This window comes from Qipengyuania gaetbuli (assembly GCF_020524765.1).
GTDB classification, from domain to species: domain Bacteria; phylum Pseudomonadota; class Alphaproteobacteria; order Sphingomonadales; family Sphingomonadaceae; genus Qipengyuania; species Qipengyuania gaetbuli_A.
This window is the reverse complement of sequence record NZ_JAIVLR010000002.1, coordinates 397,410-420,264: the sequence shown is the minus strand read 5'-3', so window position 1 is coordinate 420,264 and position 22,855 is coordinate 397,410. Positions and strand designations below refer to the sequence as shown.

Below are 22,855 nucleotides of genomic sequence, written 5' to 3'. Positions count from 1 at the left end.
AAGGATCGAGGCAGAACACTACATCGAGCGCGCAATCACCATTTTCATGACTTCGTTCGACCCGCCGAAGATGCGGGTGATGCGGCTGTCACGATACATGCGCGCGATCGGGTAGTCGTTGATGAAGCCTGCACCGCCATGGAACTGGAGGCACTTGTCGACCACTTCACCCTGCAATTCGGTGACCCAGTACTTGGCCATGCAGGCCGTATCGACACTGAGTTCGCGCTTGAGGTGCTTTTCGATGCAGTCGTTGACGAACACTCGCGCCGCGGTCGCCCGCGCCTTCAGGTCGGCCATCACGAACTGCGTGTTCTGGAAGTCCCAGATGGTCTGGCCGAAAGCCTTGCGCGACTTGACGAATTCCATCGTGGTCTCGAGCGCCTTCTCGATGCCGGTCATGGCACCCATGGCGATGATCAGGCGTTCCTGCGGCAGTTCGCCCATCAGCTGGTAGAAGCCCTTGCCTTCCACCCCGCCGAGCACGTTTTCCGCCGGGACGAAGACGTCGTCGAAGAACAGTTCGGAGGTATCGGCCGCATCGAGCCCGATCTTGTCGAGCTTCTTGCCGCGCTGGAAGCCTTCGGCTCCTTCCGTCTCGAGCAGCATGAGCGAAATGCCCTTGGCGCGCTCGTTAGGGTCGGTCTTGGCGACGACGATGATGAAATCGGCCGTCTGTCCGTTGGAGATATAAGTCTTGGCCCCGTTGATGCGGTAGCCGTTGCCGTCCTTCAGCGCGGTCGTTGTGACGCTCTGCAGGTCGGACCCCACGCCCGGCTCCGTCATCGCGATGGCGCTGACGAGTTCGCCGGTGACCAGCTTGGGCAGGTACTTCTTCTTCTGCTCCTCGGTGCCGTGACGCACGAGATAAGGCAGGATGACAGTGTTGTGCAGGCTGGCGGCAAAGCCTTCGACGCCGTGCTTGGCCTGCTGGTCGATCACCACCATGTCATGACGGAAGTCGCCGCCATGGCCGCCGTATTCCTCCGGCACCGACACGCCGAGCAGGCCCGCCTCGCCCGCCTCGCGCCAGAAATCGCGTTCGACCTGGCCTTCCTCGCGCCATTTGAGCACGCGCTTTTCAGGGGCATGCTGCTGGTAGAACTTGCCCACGGCATCGGCGAAGATCGAGATTTCCTCGTCGTCCATGAAAGCGGGCTGGGGTACGTCGATGACGGGCATTCCGGGGGTTCCTCTCTCGTGACTTTTTATCGCTATTCAGGGTCTTACTTGCCCTTCCAGTTCGGCTTGCGCTTCTCGGCAAAGGCGGCCGCGCCTTCGCGTGCGTCTTCGGAGACGAAGACCGGCGCGATCAGCTGGGCCTGGCGATTGTAGCGCTCGTCCATCGGCCAGCCGCGCGATTCCTTGATGATCTGCTTGGACACGCGCACCGCAAGCGGGCCGTTGGCAACGATCCGGTCGGCCAGCTCACGCGCACCGATCAGCGCCGAGCCATCAACCACGCGGTTGATGAGGCCGAGTTCATAGGCGCGGTCCGCACCGATGAAATCGCCGGTCAGCGCCAGTTCCATGGCAACGCGCTCGGGGATCTGGTCGGGCAGCATCATCACGCCTCCGGCCGCAGCGACGAGGCCGCGCTTGGCTTCGGGAATGCCGAACTTGGCATCCTTGTTCGCCACCACGAGATCGCAGGCGATCATCAGTTCGAGCCCGCCGGCCAGCGCATAGCCTTCGACGGCGGCAATCAGCGGCTTCTTCGGCGGAGCCTGCACCACGCCGCCGAATCCGCGACCTTCGATGCTGGGCGATTCGCCGCGCAGGAAGCCCTTGAGGTCCATGCCCGAACAGAAGGTGCCGCCAGCGCCGGTCAGGATGCCGACACGCAGGTCGTCTTCCGCATCGAGACGGTCCATCGCCGCAGCGATTCCCTCGGCAGCGGCCTTGTTCATGGCGTTCTTGGCTTCGGGACGGTTGATCGTGACAATCAGGACGCCGTTGTCGACCTCGGTCAGCACTTCCTCGGACATCTCGCTCTCTCCATTGCAAACTGAAACTGTTCTTGCGCCCTTGCTGCTTGAGGTTTACGCAAACGTCAACCGGCAAAAGCCGCAAGATTCGACAAGACGAGAGAGGATCAAGCCATGTCCGAAGCCTATATCATCGACGCCGTCCGCACTCCGCGCGGAATCGGCAAGCAGGGCAAGGGCGCGCTGGCCGCAATGCATCCGCAGCACCTCGCCGCGACCTGCCTGAAGGCGATCAAGGACCGCAACCACCTCGACACCAAGACCGTCGACGACGTGATCTGGTCGGTCAGCACGCAGGACGGCATGCAGGCGGGCGACATGGGCCGCATGGCCGCGCTCGATGCAGGCTACGACATCACCTCCTCCGGCACGACGCTCGACCGCTTCTGCGGCGGCGGCATCACCTCTGTCGCCCTCGCTGCAGCGCAGGTGATGAGCGGCATGGAAGACTGCGTCGTCGCAGGCGGCACGGAAATGATGAGCCTTACCGCCCAGATGTCGAAGGAAAAGATGGCCGCCGGCCTGCGCCCGCCGATGATGGGCAGCTATAACGAGCGCCTGATGCGCACCCACCCGCAGAGCCACCAGGGCGTGTGCGGCGATGCCATCGCCACGATGGAAGGCTTCACCCGCGAGGAACTGGACGAGGTCGGCTATCGCAGTCAGCAGCGCGCTGCGCAGGCGATTGCGGAGAACCGGTTTGCAAAGTCGGTGGTGCCGGTGGTCGACGACGACGGCAATGTCGTGCTCGACCGCGAGGAATACCCGCGCCCCGAAACCACTATGGAGGGCCTCGGCCAGCTGGAGCCGGCTTTCGCCAAGATTGCCAATGTCCCGCTCGACAAGAACGGCACGACCTTCGCGGGCCTCGTCAATGCCAAGTATCCCGACCTCGAGATCAAGCATTTCCACCACGCGGGCAACAGCTCGGGCGTGGTAGACGGCGCCGCCGCCGTGCTGGTGACCAGCAAGGATTATGCGCAGAAGCACGGCCTCAAGCCGCGTGCGCGCATCGTGGCGACTGCCAATATGGGCGATGACCCCACGCTGATGCTCAACGCGCCGGTCCCCGCCGCGAAGAAGGTGCTGGAAAAGGCCGGCCTGACCAAGGACGACATCGACCTTTACGAAATCAACGAGGCCTTTGCCGTGGTCGCTGCCAAGTTCGTGCGCGACCTTGATCTCGACTGGGACAAGGTCAACGTCAACGGCGGCTCAATCGCTCTCGGCCACCCGATCGGGGCGACCGGTTCGATCCTGATCGGCACGATGGTCGACGAGCTGGAACGGCAGGACAAGCGCTACGGCCTTGTCACCATGTGCGCGGCAGGCGGCATGGCCCCGGCGATCATCATCGAGCGGGTCGACGATTTCGTCGACTGATCCGGCCCGCCCCTATTTGAGGGGCAGGATCTTCGAGATCACGTAATCGGCAGCTTCTTCCGGGGTCATTTCCACCGTGTTCACGCGGATTTCCGGGTTTTCCGGGACTTCGTAAGGGCTGTCGATACCGGTAAAGTTCTTCAGCTTGCCTTCGCGCGCCTTCTTGTAGAGGCCCTTCACATCGCGCGCTTCCGCCACTTCGAGCGGGGTGTCGACGTGGATCTCGATAAACTCGCCCTCGCCCATCATGTCGCGGACCAGCTGGCGGTCGGCACGGAACGGGCTGATGAAAGCGGTCAGCACGATAAGGCCTGCATCGGTCATCAGCTTGGCGACTTCGCCGATGCGACGGATGTTCTCGATGCGGTCGCTTTCCGTAAAGCCGAGGTCCTTGTTGAGGCCGTGACGGATGTTGTCGCCGTCCAGCAGGAAAGTGTGGCGGTTCATCATCGCCAGCTTCTTTTCCACCTCGTTGGCGATGGTCGACTTGCCCGAGCCGGACAGCCCCGTGAACCACAGCACGCGCGGTTTCTGGTTCTTCATCGCGGCGTGGTCGTCACGCGTGATGTCGGTCGCCTGCCAGTGCACGTTCTGCGCGCGGCGCAGGGCAAAGTGGATCATCCCCGCCCCGACCGTGCGGTTGGTCAGCTTGTCGACGAGGATATAGCCGCCCAGCGTGCGGTTCTGCTCGTAAGGCTCGAACACGACGCGCCGGTCCGTGGTGATTTCGGCAACGCCGATCTGGTTCAGATGCAGCGTCTTGGCTGCGAGGCGGTCCATCGAATTGACGTCGATCTCGAACTTGGGTTCGGCCACGGTTACGCTGACGGTCTGCGTGCCGAGCTTGAGCCAGTAGCCGCGCCCGACGACCAGCGGTTCCTCGTCCATCCAGACGATCGTGCTTTCGAACTGGTCGGCAACCTGCGGCGGATTGTCGGCAGCGGCCAGGACATCGCCGCGCGAGCAGTCGATCTCGTCTTCGAGAGTGAGCGTGACCGACTGGCCCGCGCCCGCTTCGGGGAGGTCTCCGTCCATCGTCACGACCGCCTTCACGCGGCTGGTCTTGCTCGAGGGAAGCGAGCGCACTTCGTCGCCCGGCTTCACGCTGCCCGAGGCAATCAGGCCGGAGAAGCCGCGGAAGTCGAGGTTCGGGCGGTTCACCCACTGCACCGGCATCCGGAACGGGCGCGCGAGATTGGCGTCACTGCGCACCTCGACCGCTTCCAGGTACTCGATCAGCGTGGGGCCATCGTACCAGCCGGTATTGCCCGAGCGCGCGGTGATATTGTCGCCCGCGAGGCCCGAGATCGGGATGGCAGTGAAGCCTTCGATACCGATGCTCTGCGCGAAATCCGCATAGTCGGCCACGATCGCGTCATAGGCCGCCCGGTCGTAACCGATCAGGTCCATCTTGTTCACCGCCAGCACGAGGTGGCGGATGCCGAGCTGGTGGCACAGGAAGCTGTGGCGCCGCGTCTGCGTCAGCACGCCCTTGCGCGCATCGATCAGGATGACGGCGAGGTCGGCGGTCGAGGCGCCGGTCACCATGTTGCGCGTGTATTGTTCGTGGCCCGGGCAGTCCGCGACGATGAACTTGCGGCTTTCGGTCGTGAAGAAGCGGTAGGCGACGTCGATGGTGATGCCCTGCTCGCGTTCGGCGGCAAGACCGTCGACCAGGAGGGCGAAGTCGATCTCCTGCCCCTGCGTCCCCACCCGCTTGCTGTCGCTTTCCAGCGCGGCGAGCTGGTCTTCGAAAATCATGCGGCTGTCGTAGAGCAGGCGTCCGATCAGCGTGGACTTGCCGTCATCGACGCTGCCACAGGTGATGAAGCGCAGCATCGACTTGTGCTGGTGCTTGTCGAGATAGGCGTCGATGTCCTCCGCGATCAGCGCGTCGGTCTGGTAGGTGGGCTGCGTCATCAGAAATAGCCCTCCTGCTTCTTCTTCTCCATCGAGGCATCGCCGCCATCCTTGTCGATGACGCGCCCCTGCCGTTCCGACGTGGTGGTCAGTAGCATTTCCTGGATGATTTCGGGCAGCGTCGCCGCCTCGCTCTCGACCGCGCCGGTCAGCGGGAAACAGCCGAGCGTGCGGAAGCGGATCGAGCGTTCGGTGATCTCGGGCCGGCGGCCCATGACCTTTTCCAGCCGTTCGATATCGTCCGCCATGAACAGCCCGCCCTCGTATTCGAAGGTCGGCCGGCGGGCAGAGAAATAGAGCGGCACGATCTCGATGTTTTCCAGATGGATGTATTGCCAGATGTCGAGCTCGGTCCAGTTCGACAAGGGGAAGACGCGGATGCTCTCGCCCTTGGCCTTGCGGGCATTGTAGAGGTTCCAGAGTTCGGGGCGCTGGTTCTTAGGGTCCCAGCCATGGCTGGCGGTGCGGAACGAGAAGATTCGCTCTTTCGCGCGGCTCTTTTCCTCGTCGCGGCGCGCGCCGCCGAAAGCGGCATCGAAACCGTATTTGTCGAGTGCCTGCTTCAGCCCTTGCGTCTTCCACATGTCGGTGTGGAGCGGCCCGTGGTCGAAGGGGTTGATACCCCGCTCCTCGGCTTCGGGATTGCGGTGGACGAGCAGTTCCATGCCCGCATCGCACGCGCTCTTTTCGCGCAGATCGTACATGTCGCGGAATTTCCACGTCGTATCGACATGGAGCAGCGGGAACGGCGGCGGCGAAGGGTAGAAGGCCTTTTTCGCAAGGTGCAGCATGACCGCGCTGTCCTTGCCGATCGAATAGAGCATCACCGGCTTGTCCGCCTCCGCCACCACTTCGCGCATGATGTGGATGCTCTCGGCTTCGAGGCGCTGGAGATGGGTAAGGGTCATCGACGGTCGGGCCCGGGGTCTGCGAATTCTCTAATCGGCGAGCCGGTGAGATGGCCAGAAGCCTCCCGTCCCGCAAGCGCCATTTGGTCGCCTGCGGAATAGGATTGTTTTCAAGCCGGAAACGGCGGGCGTCCGGTGCGGCCCTATTCGCCCTTGGTCGAAAGCAGGCGGAAACCCCATGCCGGCAGCGTCACGCTGTCGCCTGCCTTCAGCGTCACCTTGTCCGCAGCGCGGAACTCGTCATAGGTGCCGGCGGCCAGCCCGTCGGCCAGCTTCGCGGTCACTTCCGAGCCCGAGAAGTTGAACAGGCCGACGACCTTGTTGCCTTCTTCCTGCCGCGCCCATGCCAGCACTTCCTGCGGCCGGTCGGTGACGACCTGGTGCATGCGCGCACCCCATTTGCCGTTTTCGAGCGCGGGGTTCGCCTTGCGGAAGGCGATCAGTTCCTTGACCAGCGCCGCGTAGTCGCAGCCTTCGCCCTGGCTCCAGTCGATCGCGTCCTTCTCGAAGAATTCGAGCCGCTTGGCATTGCAGGCCTCCATGCCGTTGTGCACCAGTGCGAGCCCTTCGCCGGTGAAGGACAGGGCCGTCATGGCATTCAGCGCGGGGCCGTAGTTTTCGGCCATGGTGCCTTCCCAGGCGTTGCTGTCGTGGTTCTCGATATAGGTCATGCGCATGGCCTGGCGCGGCCACAGGCTCTCGTTCTCGGCGTAATAGCCGTAGAAGCTGGTCGCATTGCCCTTGCCCTGCGCCACGTTTTTCGAAGTATTGTGCCAGTCCCAGCCATAGGTCGCGTCGAAGGCCTTGTGGTGCCAAGCGGTCTGCTGGACCTCGCCAAGCATGAAAACAGGCCGGATTGCATCGAGGCGCGGACGCATGGTTTCCCAGAAATCGAGCGGGACGTATCCGGCCACGTCGGCGCGGTAACCGTCGATGCCGAATTCGCGCACCCAGTATTCCATCGCCCCGCCGACGTGTTCGCGCACGCCTGGCTTCGACCAGTCGAGATCGACGATATCCGACCAGTCCCACCATGGCGTGGGGCGGAAATCGCCGTCCCAGCTCTTTTCGTACCAATCGGGATGTTCGGTGCGCAGCGCGTTGTCCCACGCGGTGTGGTTGGCGACGAGGTCGAGGATGACCTTGAAGCCTTGCGCGTGCGCGGCATCGACGAAGGCCTTGAGGTCCTCCTTCGTGCCGAATTCCGGGTTCACTCCGTAATAGTCCTGAACCGCATAGGGACTGCCGAGCGTGCCCTTGCGGTTTTCCTTGCCGATCGGGTGGATCGGCATGAGCCACAGCACGTCGACGCCCAGTTCCTTCAGGCGCGGCAGTTCCTCCTGCGCGGCGCGGAAGGTGCCTTCCTCGGTGAACTGGCGGGTGTTGATCTGGTAGAGCACCGCGTCGCGCGCCCATTCCGGGTTCTCGAGAGTGACCACGTCGCGCGGTTCCCAAGGCGAGGCCGCTGGCTCTTCGGCCGGCGAAGACATGGCATAGGCGCCCCCGGCCAGCGCGGCGGCGGCTGACGCCCCGATTACGAACTTACGCATGTGCAGTCTCTCCCGGAACGCTCACGCGGAGCATAGCAAAGCCGGCGAGCGCCCAGCTCGCGGCGGCGAAAAGCATGGTCCAGATGGGATCGGCCGGGAAAAACGCGTTCATCACGCTGCCCATGACCGTCGCCACCAGCAATTGGGGGACCACGATGAAAATGTTGAACAGGCCCATGTAGATGCCGAGCTTCGACTGCGGCAGGCTGCTCGCGAGGATTGCGTAGGGCATGGCAAGGATCGAGGCCCATGCAATGCCTTTCAGGATTTCGCAGATGATCAGCAGGTTCGGATCGCGCAGCACGAAATAGCCAAGGAACCCGAGGGCGCCGAGCAGGAGGCACGTCATGTGGGTGCGTGCCTTGCCGATCCTGCGGGACAGGAAGGGCAGCAGGATCAGCGCGGCAACCGCTGCGACACCGTTCTGGATGGTGTAGATCAGGTTCCACCAGTTCGCGCCTTCGTTATAGGCGGCAGTGGTGGGATCGGCGCTGCCGTAGAAATATTGCGACACGATCGGGCCGGAATAGATCCACATGATGAAGAGCGACGACCAGCTGAAGAACTGGACCACGGCCAGCCGCTTCATCGTGTCGGGCATCCCGCTGAAATCGCCCACGATGCTCGACAGCATGTTGGCGTGCTGGCCCTTCTTCGCCATCGAGATGGCGATCATGCTAAGCAAGCCGTAACCTGCGAGCAATGCGCCGAGCAGGAGGATCTCCTTCTCCAGGCCGAGCGTGTTCACGCTCAGGATGACCGCAAGGCCAAGGGCCATCCACACGGCAGCGGAGGTATAGGTTTTTGCCGCCAGCGCCCGCACGCTCTGGCCGGCTTCGGCCTCGCGCTCGGTTTCGAAAGCAGCCATTTCCTCGGGGCTGTATTCCTTGGTGGTCACGACGGTCCAGCCGATGGCGAGGAAGAGCGCGGCAGCGCCCGCCCAGAAGCTCCACTTGACCGTGTCGGGTATCTCTCCTGCCGGGGCAACGTTGCTCACGCCGAATTGCTCGAGCAGCCAGGGGAAAATGGCCGCAACGACAGCGCCAGCACCGATGAAGGCGGTCTGCACGGCGTAGCCGGTCGCGTGCTGCGACTTGTCGAGCATGTCGCCGACGAAAGCGCGGAACGGCTCCATCGAGATGTTGAGGCTGGCATCGAGCACCCACAGTAGCGCTGCCGCAAACAACAGCGGCGCGCCGAATGCGGGTGCCAGCGGCATGAGCAGGAGCGAGATCGCGGCCAGCAGCGCACCGGTCATGAAGTAGGGCCGGCGGCGACCGAACCGGTTCCAGGTCTTGTCCGACAGGTGCCCGATGATGGGCTGAACGATCAGGCCGGTAAGCGGTGCAGCGACCCAGAGCGCGGGCAAGTCATCGAGCGAGGCGCCCACCGTCTGGAAGATGCGGCTCATGTTGGAATTCTGCAGCACGAAGCCGATCTGGATGCCGAAGAACCCGAAGCTGATGTTGGCCAACTGGCCCCAGCCGACCTGCGGCTTGCGTGTTTCTAACCGTGCGGTTTCGGCCGCGCCCGTGGTCGCCATGCGAACAGTCCTCTCCCGGCCGGGTCGTCATGCCCGGTCTATCCGGAAGGTGGCTCGCACGAAGCGGGCCTTTGCGCAAACACGTATACGAATACGTAGCGCCTCAGACCGGCGCGGTGCTGCCCCTCGTGACGAGCTTGCCGGGCAGCTTGTGCGGCGGAATTTCGCGTCCTTCGATCTGCGCAAGCAGCGCATCGACTAGCGCTTCCCCGGCCCCCTTGATGTCCTGCATCACGGTGGTGAGCGGCGGAGTGGTGAGGCTGGCGGCAGGGATGTCGTCGAAGCCGACCACGGCAATGTCCGCGGGCACACGCTTGCCCGCTTCGGCAAGCGCGCGCATTGCGCCGATCGCGATGAGGTCGCTCGCGGCGAAAATGGCATCGCAGGCCCGGCCGCTGGCAAGCAAGGTCCGGGCCGCGGCATAACCCGCCTCTTCCGTGGTGATCGCAGCGAAGCAGGGCGGCGCGGCAAGGCCTGCCTCTTCCAGAGCGGAGCGCAGCCCCTCGTAGCGACCGGCGAATTCCGGGCTGGTATCCCCCGCCTCGCCGAGGAAGACCACGTCCCGCCGTCCGGTCTTGAGGAAATGGGCAGCCACCTGCCTGCCGGCATCGACATTGTCGGTTCCCACGGTGGCGCCGCTGGCATCGTGGCTTACCGAACCCCAGCGCGCATAATGCGTGCCCTGGTCCACCAGCTTCTGCAGCTTGGGCGTGTAAAGCGTGTAGTCGCCATAGCCGAGCAGGATGAGCCCGTCGGCACGGTGGCTATCCTGGTACTTCACGTGCCAGTCGTCTTCCATGCGCTGGAACGAAATGAGCAGGTCCAGCCCGCGATCCGCACAGGCCCGCGTGATAGAACCCAGCATCGCGAGGAAGAACGGGTTGATCATGCTCTCGTCGGGCGTCGGGTCCTCGAAGAAGAGCAAGGCGATCGTGTTGGAGCGCTGCGAGCGGAGCGAGGATGCGTTCTTGTCGACCGTGTAATTGAGATCCTGCGCGATCTGGCGGATTTTCTCTCGCGTCTGCGCGCTCACGGAACGGTCGCCGCGCAGGGCGCGGCTTACGGTCGGCTGCGATACTCCGGCAGCATAGGCAATGTCGAAACTGGTCGGGCGACCAGTCGGCTTGCGTCCCATCTCTCTCCTCCGGACCGGAGAACCGGTCCACGGCCGGACCATAAGCGCGACAAAGCGATCATGCAAAGCGGCAGGCCCTTCAAAGCGAATAAAAACGCGGTATTGGACGTGGTGAAGATGGAAAGCCCCCTCGCCCTTTCGCCGCAAGCCACGCTCTCGGTCGAGACATTCGGCCTCGAAGCGCAGCCGGTCGTGAGCGTGACCGATGCGCTGGCGGATGCCGATGCGGTGGTCGAGATCGCCGCCCGGCACCGGTTCGGGACCCACGGGGCATTCTATCCCGGCATTCGCGCCGGTGTATCCGAAAAGATCAGCATGCCCCTGGTCGAGCCGTTGCTGGAAAGACTTGCCGAGGTCTTCGCACTGCCGCGGCCACCCCGTTTCCGTGAATGCTATCTCTCGGTCGTTACCCACGCACCTGCGGAGCTCGCCCCCATCCAGCGGCTGCCGCATTTCGACGGTACCGAGCGCGAGCGGCTCGCGGTGCTGCTCTACCTCGACAAGGCCCAGCGCGGCGGGACGGCCTTTTACCGCCAACGGGCTACCGCTTTCGAAAGCGTCGATGGCGAGCGGTTCGACACCTATCGTTCGCAATTGGAGGCCGCGACTGCCGAACACGGTCTTCCGGGCCCCGCGTATATTTCGGGCGACACCGCGATTTTCGAGCAGATCCACCGCGTCGCCGACACGTTCAACTCCATGGTCATCTATCGCGGGAACACGCTTCACTGCGCTGATTTAGGGGCGAATTTCGTGCCCGATCCCGACCCGAAACGGGGACGGCTGACACTCAATCTCTTCCTCGACTGACCGACTTTCGTTTGTGTGACATTTCCGCGACTCGCTCTCCTGCGAACCGGTTGCGTATACGTATGCTGTCTTCCTGAGCCCGCCTGCTGACCCGTATTCAAGCCGCAATACGGGCGGGCTTTCGCCGCCTGTGGGGTATCGAGTCGGTCCATAAGGAAAGCCGGGGCCGGCCATCAGGGAGAGCACGATTATGGCATTTCGTTCCAAGCTCGTCGGGGGCATCAGCGCCGGCGCCGTCACTATCGCACTGGCCGCATTCGCAACGCCTGCAATGGCGCAGGAAGCCTCGGTCGAGCCGGGCGATGAAACCGCCTCGCAGGAAGAGCCGGGCGAAGACAACATCATCGTCGTCGAAGGCTATCGCCAGGCACTCGAAACCGCGATCAACCTGAAGCGCGACGCGCCGGTAATCGCAGAAGCATTCAGCTCGGAAGACATCGGCAAGCTGCCCGACGTCTCGATCGCGGAAACGCTGGGTCGCCTGCCCGGCCTCGCCGTCCAGCGTATCGACGGTCGTGCACAGAGCCTCTCGATCCGCGGCCTCGGCCCCGACTATTCGACCTCGCTGCTGAACGGCCGCCAGCTCGTTTCCTCGGGCGACAACCGCGCCGTCGAATACGACCAGTATCCGGCCGAACTCATCGACCAGGGCGTCATCTACAAGGTGCCTTACGCCGGTCTCATCGGCCAGGGCCTTGCCGGCACGGTCGACCTTCGCACCATCCGCCCGCTCGCCAAGGGTGAGCGTATCGTTTCGCTCTCGGGTCGCCTCGAGTTCAACGAAGACGGCTCGCTCAACCCCGACGTGAAGGGCTGGGGCTATCGCGCCACCGGCACCTATGTCGACCAGTTCGCCGACGACACGCTCGGCCTCGCGGTCGGCGTTGCCTACCAGTCGAGCCCGAGCCAGGTGAAGAAGTTCAACGCCTGGGGCTATCCCAACGACGCCGGTTACAACGTCCTTGGCGGCATGAAGCCCTTCGCCAAGTCGGTCGACCTCGATCGCCTGGGTGTGTTCGGTACCCTCGAATGGGAGCCGAGCCTCGAGTGGAATACTACGATCGACATCTTCTATGCCGACTATCGCGAGCGTATCCCGCAGCGCGGCATCGAATTCCCGCTCAACCCCGGCTGGGGTTCGGGCGCGACGATCACCGACAATAGCGGCGGCGATTTCCCGAACAGCGTGACCTTCACCGGCGTCCAGCCCGTGGTCCGCAACGACTACGACCGCAAGGACACCGAAACCTTCGCTGCCGGCTGGAACACCAAGTACGAGAACGACGACGTCATCCTCAACTTCGACGTCTCCTACTCGAGCTCGGACCGCCGCCTGCAGCAGATCGAAAGCTATTCGGGCCTCACCTATGCGGCCAATGCTTCCGGTCCGTCGGACACGGTGACCTACACCCGTCCGTCGAGCGGCTTCCCGTTCAACTTCACCAACACGATCGATTATTCGGACACCAGCCTCATCCAGCTGACCGACCCGCGTGGTTGGGGTGCCGGCGGCATCGTGCAGGCCGGCTTCATCAACGACACCTCGACGGACGACGAACTGTGGTCGGCCCGTGCGGAAGTGATCGGCAAGGTCGACAGCGGCTGGGTCAAGAACCTGGTTGCGGGTATCGCCTTCGACGATCGCACCAAGTCGCGTGACATCGTGCAGAACTTCCTGAGCCTTGCCGGCGGCCCTTCGGTCTATGCCGCCAACGGCGCAGTGACCCGCCTGCCGATCCCCAGCGATGCGCTGCTGACCCCGATCGCCAGCCTCGACTTCCTCGGCTTCGGTCCGCAGGTCGCCTACGATCCCTTCGTGCTGCTCAACAACGGCACCTATGTCCTGACCGACGTGCAGAGCTCCAGCCTGCCGTTCCCGGGTGACTGGTCCGTCAACGAGAAGGTCTGGAACGGCTGGCTTCGTGCCGACCTCGAAGGTTCGCTCGGCGCGATCCCGGTCGAAGGCAACATCGGCGTGCAGCTGGTCTTCACCGACCAGAGCTCGGACGGCTTCCAGTCGAACGGCGGTATCGGCGCTGCGCTGATCCCCGTGGCCGGCGGCGACGAATACGCCCACGTCCTGCCCAGCGCGACGTTCAACTTCGAAATCTCGCCGGACATGAAGCTGCGCTTGGGTGCAGCCCGCACGCTAGCCCGTCCGCGCATGGACCAGCTGAACGCGTCGTATAACGCCAGCATCGCCAACCAGCCCCCGTCGAGCGGTTTCAACTCGATCTTCAGCGGTGGCGGCGGCAACCCGCAGCTGCGTCCCTATGTCGCAGACGGCATCGACGCATCGTTCGAATGGTATTTCGGCGGCGAAGGCTACCTGGCGCTTGCGACCTACTACAAGTGGCTGAGCGACTTCGTGAACCCGAACGCTCCTGTCCTGCGTGACTTCTCCTACCTCGTTCCGACCCTGACGCCGGCCCAGCAGCTTGCATTCGCTGCCACCGGCAACCAGACGCAGGGCCTCGTGGGTGGTCCGGACAACGGAGCCGAAGGCTACATCTTCGGCGTGGAAGGCAGCATCGCGCTTCCGCTGGGCGAAATGACCGGCATTCTTCCGGGCTTCGGCGTCCAGTCCAGCGCTTCTTACACCGACAGCAAGCTCGATGTGACCCTGTCCAATGGCGACACGTTCAACGTCGACACGCCCGGTCTGTCGAAGTGGGTGGTCAACTCGACCGTCTACTACGAAAACAGCGGCTTCGAAGCGCGTGTCAGCCACCGCTATCGTACCGGCTTCCTTGCCGAATTCATCGGCATCTCGGCCAGCCGTTCGTTCCGCCAGACCTATGCGGAATCGATCTTCGATGCACAGATCGGCTATCGCTTCCAGGAAGGTTCGTCGCTCGACGGTCTCGCCTTCACCCTGCAGGCGCTGAACCTCACCAACGAGCCGTTCGTCAACTACACCGACGGCAATCGCGAGTTCATTGTCGACTACGAGGAATACGGCCGGACTTACCTGGTCGGCGTTTCCTACAAGTTCTGATCGGCTATCGACGGCGGGGCGGTTCACATCTCCTCCGGATCGCCCCGTCCCCGATACGCCGGATGCGCAGCCATGCTATGGCCCGCGCATCCGGCGTGACGGGAGCCCAGAGCCATGACCCAGGACACCAATTCCAGATACGTGATAGCCGGGGGCGGAACCGCCGGTTGGATGGCCGCGGCGGCCCTTGCCCGTTTCGCCCCGCCCGGGACTTCGATCACGCTCGTCGAAAGCGATGCGATCGGCACGGTCGGCGTCGGCGAGGCAACGATCCCGCAAATCCATCTCTTCAACGGCGCACTCGGTCTCGACGAGGCAGAATTCGTCCGTGAAACCAAGGGCAGCTTCAAGCTCGGCATCGAATTCGACGGCTGGCGGCGTGAAGGCGAAAGCTACATGCACGCTTTCGGCAACATCGGCCGCGGCGTCGGATTGCTCCCTTTCCAGCATTACTGGCTGCGTGCCGCAAAGCTCGGCATGGCCAAGCCGCTGATCCGCTATTCGCTCAACGAACTGGCTGCGCGCACCATGCGGATGCAGCGCGGGCGCCGCACACCGCAATCGCCCGAAATGCCCTATGCCTACCATTTCGACGCAGGGCTCTATGCCGCCTATCTCCGGCGCTTCTCGGAAGCCCGGGGGGTCGTGCGCAAAGAAGGCATGGTCGCGCAGGTCGAACAGCACGGCGAGGCCGGCACCATCGCCGCCCTCTCGCTCGAGGGAGGAGAGCGCATCGAGGGCGACTTCTTCGTCGACTGCACCGGTTTTCGCGGCCTGCTGATCGAACAGGCGCTGGGCGCAGGGTTCGACGACTGGACGCATTACCTGCCCTGCGACCGCGCCATGGCCGTCCCATGTGCCAATGGCGGCGATTTCACGCCCTATACGCGGTCCAGTGCGCGCAAGGCGGGCTGGCAGTGGCGCATCCCGCTGCAGAACCGCATCGGCAACGGCATGGTCTATTCCTCGGCGCACCTGTCGGACGACGAGGCTGCTTCGACCCTGCTCGCCCACCTCGATGGCGAACCGCTAGGCGATCCGCGCCCCATCCGCTTCACCACCGGCAAACGCCGTCGACACTGGCAGGGCAACTGCCTTGCTCTCGGCCTCGCAGCCGGTTTCATGGAGCCGCTGGAATCGACCAGCATCCACCTCATCCAGAGCGCGATCAGCAGGTTCCTGTCGGTTCTTCCCGCCGGCCGGCCCGACCCGGCCATTGTCGACTGGTTCAACGACCAGGCCGACTTCGAATGGACCCGCATCCGCGATTTTCTCGTCCTTCACTACACGGCCAACGAACGTGAGGGAGAGCCCTTCTGGGACGCAGTCCGGCACATGGAATTGCCGGACACGCTGGAGACCAAGCTGGAAAACTGGCGGGCCTCCGGCTTCATTCACCGCGAGCACGAGGAACTGTTCACCGAAGTGGGCTGGTTCCAGGTGCTCGTCGGACAGGGCGTGGAAGCGCGGGGCTACAACCCGATCGCCGACACGCTCGCAGAAGAGGAACTGCGCCAGCTCCTCGACGGCACGGAATTCACTCTCATCGAAGAGGTGAAGCAGATGCCGCGGCATCTCGATTTCGTGCAACAATTCATCAATGCCTCTCCCCAGCAGGAAGTCCCCGCATGATCCGCAAGTCCCTTCCTCTCCTGGCCTTGGGCCTCGCGGCCTGTGCGACGGCGCAGACCCCGGCTGCTACCGTTTCGACCGGGCCGGAGGTGAATTTCAGGGACCGCCTGCCGAGCGAGGAAATCGTCTATTTCGTCCTGCCCGACCGGTTCGAGAACGGCGATCCGACGAACGATCGTGGCGATTTCACGGGCGACCGCCTGCAGACGGGTTACGACCCCACGGCCAAGGGTTTCTTCCACGGGGGCGACCTAAAAGGGCTGACCGACCGGCTCGACTATCTGGAGAAGCTGGGCGTCACCGCCATCTGGTTCGCGCCGATCTTCCAGAACAAGCCGGTGCAGGGCCCTTCGGGTGACGAAAGCGCTGGATACCACGGGTACTGGGTCACCGATTTCACTCGCCCCGACGGCCATTTCGGCACGCGCGAGGAGTTCAAGGCCTTCGTCGATGCAGCCCATGCGCGCGGGATGAAGGTCTACATGGACATCATCACCAACCATACGGCCGACGTCATCACCTATGCCGATGGCGAAGCGACCAATTTCGAATACCGCAGCAAGGGGGACTATCCCTATTCGACGCGCGGCGGCCCCGATGGTGCTCGCATCAATGAAGGTTTCATGGGCGATGCCGACAGCAGCGAGGCGAATTTCGCCAAGCTGACCGATCCGAACTACGCCTACATCCCGGTCGTGCCCGAGGCGGAAAAGGACGTGAAGGTCCCCGCTTGGCTCAACGATCCGATCTATTACCACAACCGCGGCAACAGCTCGTTCACGGGCGAAGACAGCCGCTTCGGCGATTTCTCGGGCCTCGACGACCTGTTCACCGAGCACCCGCGCGTGCGCGCCGGCATGATCGAGATTTTCGGCGACTGGGTGCGCGACACCGGCGTCGACGGCTTCCGCATCGACACCGCGCGCCATGTCGATCCCGGTTTCTGGCAGGAGTTCGTGCCCGCTCTCGAAGCCGTGGCGAAAGAGAACGGCATCCCGAACTTCCACATGTTCGGCGAGGTCTACAAGGACATCCCGGAAAACGGCTACATCGCCGAATACACGCGCCGCGACAAACTGCCCGCCGTGCTCGATTTCGCCTTCCAGGCAGCGATGCGCGAACTGCTCGGGCGGGACAAGGGAACGGTCGTTCTGGCGCATATGTTCGACGGCGACGTGCTGTATGAAGGCGGCGAGGAAACCGCAGGCAAACTGCCCACCTTCCTCGGCAACCACGACATGGGGCGTTTCTCGACGCTCATCAAATGGGACAAGCCCGATATCTCGCAGGACGAACTGCTGAAGCGCGTCATGTTGGGCCACGCGATGATGCTGAGCCTGCGCGGCAGCCCGGTGATCTATTACGGTGACGAGCAGGGCTTTGTCGGTGACGGCAACGACCAGCTTGCGCGCGAGGACATGTTCCCTTCGCGCACCGCGGTCTACAACGATAACGACCTGATCGGCACGGACGCGACCACTGCCGACAGCAATTTCGACGAGAACCATCCGCTGTTCCGCCTGATCGCGGAATTCTCCGCCATCCGGCGCGCGCACCCCGCCCTCACCCGCGGGCGCCAGGAAGTGCGCCATTACGAGCAGGAGCCGGGCATTTTCGCCGTAAGCAGGTTCGATCCCGTTGACGGGACGGAATATCTCGCCGTGTTCAACACCACCGGTGCCCAGCGCAGCGCCAACGTGATGCTCGGTTACGATGCCCGCCGCCTCGACACGCTTGCAGGAACCTGTCCGGCAGCGGTAACCGCGCCGGGCAGCGCCGCCGTTACCCTTCCTGCCTTCGGCTGGGCCGTGTGCCGCGTTTCGGAGACCTCGAAATGAACCGCGCAAGTCCGATTGTGAACGTTCACACCGACGCTGCCAACCTGTCTTGGTGGAAGGGCGCGGTGATCTACCAGATCTATCCGCGCAGTTTCCGGGATTCGAACGGGGACGGTATCGGTGACCTTCCGGGCATCACCGAAAAGCTGCCGCACATTGCCGGCCTGGGTGTCGATGCGATCTGGATTTCACCCTTCTTCAAGTCGCCGATGAAGGATTTCGGATACGACGTGTCCGACTATTGCGATGTCGACCCGATCTTCGGCTCGCTGACCGATTTCGACGCGCTGGTCGCCCGCGCGCACGAACTGGGCCTCAAGGTCCTGATCGACCAGGTCTATTCGCACACTTCTGACGAGCATGACTGGTTCGCCGAAAGCCGTTCCAGCCGCGATAATGCAAAGGCCGACTGGTATGTCTGGGCCGATGCCAAGCCGGACGGCTCGCCGCCTTCCAACTGGCAGTCGGTGTTCGGCGGCCCGGCATGGACGTGGGACGCGCGCCGCGGCCAGTACTACCTGCACAATTTCCTCAACAGCCAGCCGCAGATGAACCTGCACAATCCGCAAGTGCAGCAGGCGGTGCTGGACGTCATGCGCTTCTGGCTGGAGCGGGGCGTCGACGGCTTCCGCATCGATGCGCTCAATTTCGCGATGCACGACCCGCAGTTGCGCGACAACCCGCCTGCCCCGGCGACCGACCGGCAGCGAACGCGTCCGTTCGATTTCCAGCTCAAGACATACAACCAGTCGCACCCCGACATTCCCGCCTTTATCGAGCGTATTCGCGCCCTGACCGACGAATATGACGGCGTGTTCACCGTCGCCGAAGTCGGCGGGGACGATGCAGAGCGCGAGATGAAGGCCTTCACGGAAGGCGAGAGCCATCTCAATTCCGCCTACGGGTTCAACTTCCTCTATGCCGAGAAGCTGACGCCGACGCTGGTCTGCTCCGCGCTGGCCGAATGGCCCGACGAAGAGGGTATCGGCTGGCCGAGCTGGGCCTTCGAGAACCACGACGCGCCGCGCGCGCTGAGCCGCTGGTGCGCTCCGCAGGACCGCGACGCCTTTGCGCGCCTCAAGGTGCTCCTGCTGATGAGCCTGCGCGGCAATGCCATCCTCTATTACGGCGAGGAGCTGGGCCTCACGCAGGTCGATATCCCGTTCGACCAGCTGCACGATCCCGAAGCCATCGCCAACTGGCCGCTGACCCTCAGCCGTGACGGTGCGCGCACCCCCATGCCGTGGGATGCCAGCGCAGATGCAGGCTTCGGCAGCAGCGAACCCTGGCTGCCGGTGGGCGACGAGAACCTCGGCAAGGCCGTATCCGCCCAAGACGGCGCGGCGGGCTCGCTCCTCGAATTCACCCGCCAGGCGATTGCCCTGCGCAAGGCCAATCCGGCGCTGCACCACGGCCCCGTTGTCGCCTGCAAGCATGACGGCGACCTGCTCGAACTGGTCCGCGAGGCCGGCGGCCAGCGCCTGCGCTGCCGGTTCAACCTCGGCGCGGGCACGATCGCCTGCGAGGATTGCGACGGCCAGCCGCTGATCGCCATCGGCGGATCCAGCGTGACCACCCTTCCCCCCTACTCCGCCATCATCCTGGAGACTGCCGCATGATCCGCCACATTGCCCTGCTGCTGGGCGCATCGCTTCTTCCCATCAGCGCGGCACAGGCGGAAACCGTGACCTCGCCCGACGGCCGGATCAAGGTAACGCTGGACGCTGACGGCGAAGGCATTCCCTACTACGAGGTCACGCGCGACGGCGTGCCGGTGATCACCAAGTCGAACCTCGGCTTCAACTTCACCGACGCCGATCCCATGCGCCGCAATTTCGAGGTCGTCTCCTTCCGCGAGGAAGCGCACCAAAGCAGTTGGGAACAGCCTTGGGGCGAACGCCAGTGGGTGCAGGACTTCCATAACGAACTCGCCGTGACCTTCCGCCAGCGCGATACGTCGGCGCGCGAAATCACGGTGCGGATGCGCGTGTTCGACGACGGCATGGGCTTTCGCATCGAATTTCCCGAAAACGCGTCGCAGCCGGTCTACCGGATCGCCGACGAACTGACCGAATTCAACATTGCGGGCGACGGCACTGCCTGGTCGATCCCTGCAGGTGACTGGAACCGCTACGAGTACCTGTACCAGAAGACGCCTGTCAGCGCGCTTTCGACGGTCCACACGCCCGTCACCATGGTCATGGACAATGGCATCCACCTCTCCTTCCACGAAGCTGCGCTGGTCGATTATTCGGGCATGTGGCTCAAGCGCATGGACAGCACACGCTTTCGCGCCCTGCTATCGCCTTCGCCCCGCGGGCCCAAGGTCATCCGCGAAGGTGCTTTCACAACCCCCTGGCGCACGATCCAGATCGCCAGCAACCCCAAGGGCCTGTTCGAGAGCAATATCATCCTCAACCTCAACGAGCCGAACAAGCTCGGCGACGTCAGCTGGTTCACGCCCCACAAGTACATCGGCATCTGGTGGGAAATGCATCTCGACAACACCAGCTGGGCGAGCGGTGCCAAGCATGGCGCGACCACCGAGAATGCTATGAAGCATATCGATTTCGCAGCCGAACACGGGTTTCGCGGCGTGCTGATCGAAGGCTGGAACCTGGGCTGGGACGGCAACTGGTTCGGCAATGGCCGCGATTTCGATTTCACCACCGCCTATCCCGATTTCGATATCGAGGCGGTAGCCGCCTATGCCCGCGAAAAGGGCGTGCGCATCATCGGCCACCATGAAACCGGCGGCAACATCAAGGTCTATGAAGAGCAACTGGCAGACGCGATGGCGTTCTACGAGCGGCTCGGCATCGATGCGGTCAAAACCGGCTATGTCGCCGACGCGGGCAGCGTGATCGCCCCCGCAGATGAAAACGGCGAAGGCGAAATCCTGGTCTGGCACGACGGGCAGGAAATGGCGCGCCACCACCTCAAGGTCGTGAAGGAAGCCGCCGAGCACAAGATCGCCGTCAATCCGCACGAGCCGATCAAGGACACGGGCCTGCGCCGCACCTATCCCAACTGGGTTAGCCGTGAGGGCGCGCGCGGTGCAGAATACGATGCCTGGGGCGTGCCCAAGAACGATGCCGGGCACGTGCCCGAGATGATCTTCACCCGCCTGCTGGCAGGACCGATGGACTATACGCCGGGCGTCTTCTCGCTGGAAGGACGCGGGGCCGAAGCAGCGGACATTCCCAGCACGCTTGCCCGCCAACTGGCCTTCTACGTGGCGATCTACTCGCCCATCCAGATGGTCGCCGACTTGCCGGAAAATATCGCGAAATACCCGCAGGCGCTTGACTTCGTGAAACGTGTGCCGGCCGATTGGGCTGAAAGCATGCTGGTCGACGGCAAGGTCGGCGAATTCGCGGTCATCGCCCGGCGCGATCGCAACACGCTGAACTGGTACGTCGGCGCCGTGACCGATGACAAGGAACGGCAGGCAAAGGTGCCGCTCAGTTTCCTCGATCCGGGCAAGAGCTACCGCGCGACCGTGTGGCGCGACGGGGCAAAGGCCGATGGACTTGGAGCCGATCGCCATGCGATGGAGGTCGAGACCATGACCGTGACCTCCGACAAGACACTCGACCTTCGCCTCGCCCCTGCGGGCGGCTTTGCGATCGAGTTCGTGCCGCTGGGGTGATGGACGCGGCCAAACCGCCCCGCGTCGTCGTGCTGGGCGGCGGCAGTGCAGGCTGGATTACCGCCTGCCTGCTGCACCGCGAATGGGGCGGGCGCGGTGGCAGCGTCACTGTCGTCGAAAGCCCCGCCATCGGCATCATCGGCGTGGGCGAAGGCTCGACACCGCAGCTCAAGGCGTTCTTCGACCATCTCGGCATCGCCGAGGCGGACTGGATGGCCGCCTGCGACGCCACCTACAAGCTCGGTATCCGTTTCACCGGCTGGAGCGAGCGGGAAGGCTGCGAGAGCTATTTCCACCCCTTCCCCGGCCCTGTCGACCTGCATACCGAGCCCGGCTTCACCCACAATTGCGCGTTGCGGCGCCGCGGGGTGGACGTCCCCGCCCACCCGGACGACTGGTTTCTTGCAGCGACGCTCGCTTCGGGCCGCAAGGGGCCGCAGCCGGACGCCAACTTTCCCTTCCCGCAAAGCTACGGCTACCATTTCGATGCCCACAAGCTCGGCGCGTTCCTGCGCGACTGGGCCGTGCCGCGCGGCGTCGAACACCGGGCGCTGAAGGTTGAGGACGTCGAACTGGATGCGCGCGGCGACGTGGCTGCACTCCTGTGCGAAGGCGGGGAACGCGTGGAGGGCGATCTCTTCGTCGATTGTTCGGGCTTCGCCGCGCTGATTGCCCAGCAGAAACTGGGTGAACGGTTCATCCCGTTCGCGGAGAACCTGTTCAACGACCGCGCGGTGGTCTTGCCCACCCCTCATTCCGGCCCTGTGGTCCCGCAGACCGAAAGCGTCGCGATGAAGGCCGGCTGGCGCTGGTCGATCCCGCTGACGACTCGCGTGGGGAACGGCTATGTCTATTCCTCCCGCCACATTTCCGACGAGCAGGCCGAAGCTGAACTGCGCGCGGCACTCGGCCTCGGACCGGACGAACCGCAGGCGCGCTTCCTGCAGATGAAGGTCGGCCGGCTGGAGAACAGCTGGACGCGCAACTGCCTTGCAGCCGGACTTTCACAAGGTTTCATTGAACCGCTCGAGGCGACTGCGCTGCATATCGTCATCGCCACAGCGCTCGATTTTGCCAGTGCCTATGAAAGCGGCGGTTTCACCGACCGGCACTGCGACGAATTCAACCAGCGTATCGCTACTCGCTACGACGGGATCCGCGACTACATCGTCGCCCACTACCGGGTGAACCAGCGCAGCGACACGGATTACTGGCGGGAAAATGCCGCCAACCAGGCGCTGTCCGACAATCTCAAGTCGATGATGACGGCATGGTTCACGCAACAGCCCATAATCGAGGCAAATGCTGCCATTTACGGGCAGGAACCGGCCTATGCCGCGATGAGCTGGTATGCGCTGTTCGCAGGCTATGGCACCTTCCCGCCGCGCGAGAAGATGCAGGCCGCACCACCAGGGCTGGATGTCGCGGATGTGGAGGCGACCCGCGCGATGCTGGCCGCCTGCGCGCGCAATTTTCCCGACTATTCGCCCGTCTGAGA

General features: G+C 63.7%; 15 protein-coding genes. 8 read left to right on the top strand and 7 right to left on the bottom strand.

The features are described from left to right. Positions 1 to 18 precede the first annotated feature (18 nt). Positions 19 to 1,182, bottom strand: a complete 1,164-nt coding sequence (locus LC083_RS10490; RefSeq protein WP_222554387.1) for an acyl-CoA dehydrogenase family protein — start codon at positions 1,180 to 1,182, stop codon at positions 19 to 21. A gap of 44 nt (positions 1,183 to 1,226) precedes the next feature. Then, positions 1,227 to 1,988: a crotonase/enoyl-CoA hydratase family protein gene (locus LC083_RS10485; RefSeq protein ID WP_222554388.1), complete on the bottom strand. Its 762-nt coding sequence runs from the start codon at positions 1,986 to 1,988 to the stop codon at positions 1,227 to 1,229. 114 nt (positions 1,989 to 2,102) lie between these two features. Between LC083_RS10485 and LC083_RS10480 the strand changes: the two genes are divergently transcribed. Further along, positions 2,103 to 3,371 carry an acetyl-CoA C-acetyltransferase gene (locus LC083_RS10480; RefSeq protein WP_222554389.1) on the top strand — a complete coding sequence of 423 codons (1,269 nt, stop codon included), beginning with the start codon at positions 2,103 to 2,105 and terminating at the stop codon, positions 3,369 to 3,371. 12 nt (positions 3,372 to 3,383) lie between these two features. Here the strand turns inward: LC083_RS10480 and cysN are convergent, their stop codons facing one another. The 5 genes from cysN to LC083_RS10455 all read right to left on the bottom strand — a co-directional run bounded on the left by cysN (position 3,384) and on the right by LC083_RS10455 (position 10,427). After that, entirely contained in the window at positions 3,384 to 5,291 is a 1,908-nt protein-coding gene (cysN, locus tag LC083_RS10475; protein ID WP_226700340.1) for a sulfate adenylyltransferase subunit CysN, read from the bottom strand. Then, positions 5,291 to 6,199 (bottom strand): sulfate adenylyltransferase subunit CysD, encoded by a 909-nt coding sequence (cysD, locus tag LC083_RS10470; protein ID WP_226700339.1) that lies wholly within the window; start codon positions 6,197 to 6,199, stop codon positions 5,291 to 5,293. Before cysD ends, cysN begins: the two co-directional genes overlap by 1 nt. Positions 6,200 to 6,342: 143 nt before the next feature. Then, positions 6,343 to 7,749: an alpha-amylase family glycosyl hydrolase gene (locus LC083_RS10465; protein ID WP_226700338.1), complete on the bottom strand. Its 1,407-nt coding sequence runs from the start codon at positions 7,747 to 7,749 to the stop codon at positions 6,343 to 6,345. Continuing rightward, positions 7,742 to 9,292, bottom strand: coding sequence for an MFS transporter (locus LC083_RS10460; protein ID WP_226700337.1), 1,551 nt, complete (start codon positions 9,290 to 9,292; stop codon positions 7,742 to 7,744). Before LC083_RS10460 ends, LC083_RS10465 begins: the two co-directional genes overlap by 8 nt. A gap of 103 nt (positions 9,293 to 9,395) precedes the next feature. After that, positions 9,396 to 10,427, bottom strand: coding sequence for a LacI family DNA-binding transcriptional regulator (locus LC083_RS10455; protein ID WP_160606268.1), 1,032 nt, complete (start codon positions 10,425 to 10,427; stop codon positions 9,396 to 9,398). Positions 10,428 to 10,544: 117 nt separating this feature from the next. Here LC083_RS10455 and LC083_RS10450 point away from each other — a divergent pair, with 117 nt between their 5' ends. From LC083_RS10450 to LC083_RS10420, 7 genes are all read left to right on the top strand, one after another. Then, a complete protein-coding gene (locus LC083_RS10450; RefSeq protein WP_226700336.1) occupies positions 10,545 to 11,237 on the top strand; it encodes a DUF6445 family protein in 693 nt (230 codons plus the stop codon). A 190-nt stretch (positions 11,238 to 11,427) separates the two neighbouring features. Next, complete coding sequence (locus LC083_RS10445) at positions 11,428 to 14,235, top strand: TonB-dependent receptor (RefSeq protein WP_226700335.1); 2,808 nt, start codon at positions 11,428 to 11,430, stop codon at positions 14,233 to 14,235. 114 nt (positions 14,236 to 14,349) lie between these two features. Then, positions 14,350 to 15,867, top strand: coding sequence for a tryptophan halogenase family protein (locus LC083_RS10440; RefSeq protein WP_226700334.1), 1,518 nt, complete (start codon positions 14,350 to 14,352; stop codon positions 15,865 to 15,867). Next, a complete protein-coding gene (locus LC083_RS10435; RefSeq protein WP_226700333.1) occupies positions 15,864 to 17,705 on the top strand; it encodes an alpha-amylase family glycosyl hydrolase in 1,842 nt (613 codons plus the stop codon). Before LC083_RS10440 ends, LC083_RS10435 begins: the two co-directional genes overlap by 4 nt. Continuing rightward, complete coding sequence (locus LC083_RS10430; RefSeq protein WP_226700332.1) at positions 17,702 to 19,324, top strand: alpha-amylase family glycosyl hydrolase; 1,623 nt, start codon at positions 17,702 to 17,704, stop codon at positions 19,322 to 19,324. Before LC083_RS10435 ends, LC083_RS10430 begins: the two co-directional genes overlap by 4 nt. After that, a complete protein-coding gene (locus tag LC083_RS10425; protein ID WP_226700331.1) occupies positions 19,321 to 21,357 on the top strand; it encodes a glycoside hydrolase family 97 protein in 2,037 nt (678 codons plus the stop codon). The genes LC083_RS10430 and LC083_RS10425 overlap by 4 nt, the downstream gene beginning before the upstream one ends. After that, positions 21,357 to 22,853, top strand: coding sequence for a tryptophan halogenase family protein (locus LC083_RS10420; protein WP_226700330.1), 1,497 nt, complete (start codon positions 21,357 to 21,359; stop codon positions 22,851 to 22,853). The genes LC083_RS10425 and LC083_RS10420 overlap by 1 nt, the downstream gene beginning before the upstream one ends. Positions 22,854 to 22,855 lie beyond the last annotated feature (2 nt).

What these genes read in the sequence shown, in the direction of transcription:
- LC083_RS10490 (WP_222554387.1), bottom strand. Translation starts at nt 1,182, where the DNA reads ATGCCCGTCATCGACGTACCCCAGCCCGCTTTCATGGACGACGAGGAA.
- LC083_RS10485 (WP_222554388.1), bottom strand. Translation starts at nt 1,988, where the DNA reads ATGTCCGAGGAAGTGCTGACCGAGGTCGACAACGGCGTCCTGATTGTC.
- LC083_RS10480 (WP_222554389.1), top strand. Translation starts at nt 2,103, where the DNA reads ATGTCCGAAGCCTATATCATCGACGCCGTCCGCACTCCGCGCGGAATC.
- cysN (WP_226700340.1), bottom strand. Translation starts at nt 5,291, where the DNA reads ATGACGCAGCCCACCTACCAGACCGACGCGCTGATCGCGGAGGACATC.
- cysD (WP_226700339.1), bottom strand. Translation starts at nt 6,199, where the DNA reads ATGACCCTTACCCATCTCCAGCGCCTCGAAGCCGAGAGCATCCACATC.
- LC083_RS10465 (WP_226700338.1), bottom strand. Translation starts at nt 7,749, where the DNA reads ATGCGTAAGTTCGTAATCGGGGCGTCAGCCGCCGCCGCGCTGGCCGGG.
- LC083_RS10460 (WP_226700337.1), bottom strand. Translation starts at nt 9,292, where the DNA reads ATGGCGACCACGGGCGCGGCCGAAACCGCACGGTTAGAAACACGCAAG.
- LC083_RS10455 (WP_160606268.1), bottom strand. Translation starts at nt 10,427, where the DNA reads ATGGGACGCAAGCCGACTGGTCGCCCGACCAGTTTCGACATTGCCTAT.
- LC083_RS10450 (WP_226700336.1), top strand. Translation starts at nt 10,545, where the DNA reads ATGGAAAGCCCCCTCGCCCTTTCGCCGCAAGCCACGCTCTCGGTCGAG.
- LC083_RS10445 (WP_226700335.1), top strand. Translation starts at nt 11,428, where the DNA reads ATGGCATTTCGTTCCAAGCTCGTCGGGGGCATCAGCGCCGGCGCCGTC.
- LC083_RS10440 (WP_226700334.1), top strand. Translation starts at nt 14,350, where the DNA reads ATGACCCAGGACACCAATTCCAGATACGTGATAGCCGGGGGCGGAACC.
- LC083_RS10435 (WP_226700333.1), top strand. Translation starts at nt 15,864, where the DNA reads ATGATCCGCAAGTCCCTTCCTCTCCTGGCCTTGGGCCTCGCGGCCTGT.
- LC083_RS10430 (WP_226700332.1), top strand. Translation starts at nt 17,702, where the DNA reads ATGAACCGCGCAAGTCCGATTGTGAACGTTCACACCGACGCTGCCAAC.
- LC083_RS10425 (WP_226700331.1), top strand. Translation starts at nt 19,321, where the DNA reads ATGATCCGCCACATTGCCCTGCTGCTGGGCGCATCGCTTCTTCCCATC.
- LC083_RS10420 (WP_226700330.1), top strand. Translation starts at nt 21,357, where the DNA reads ATGGACGCGGCCAAACCGCCCCGCGTCGTCGTGCTGGGCGGCGGCAGT.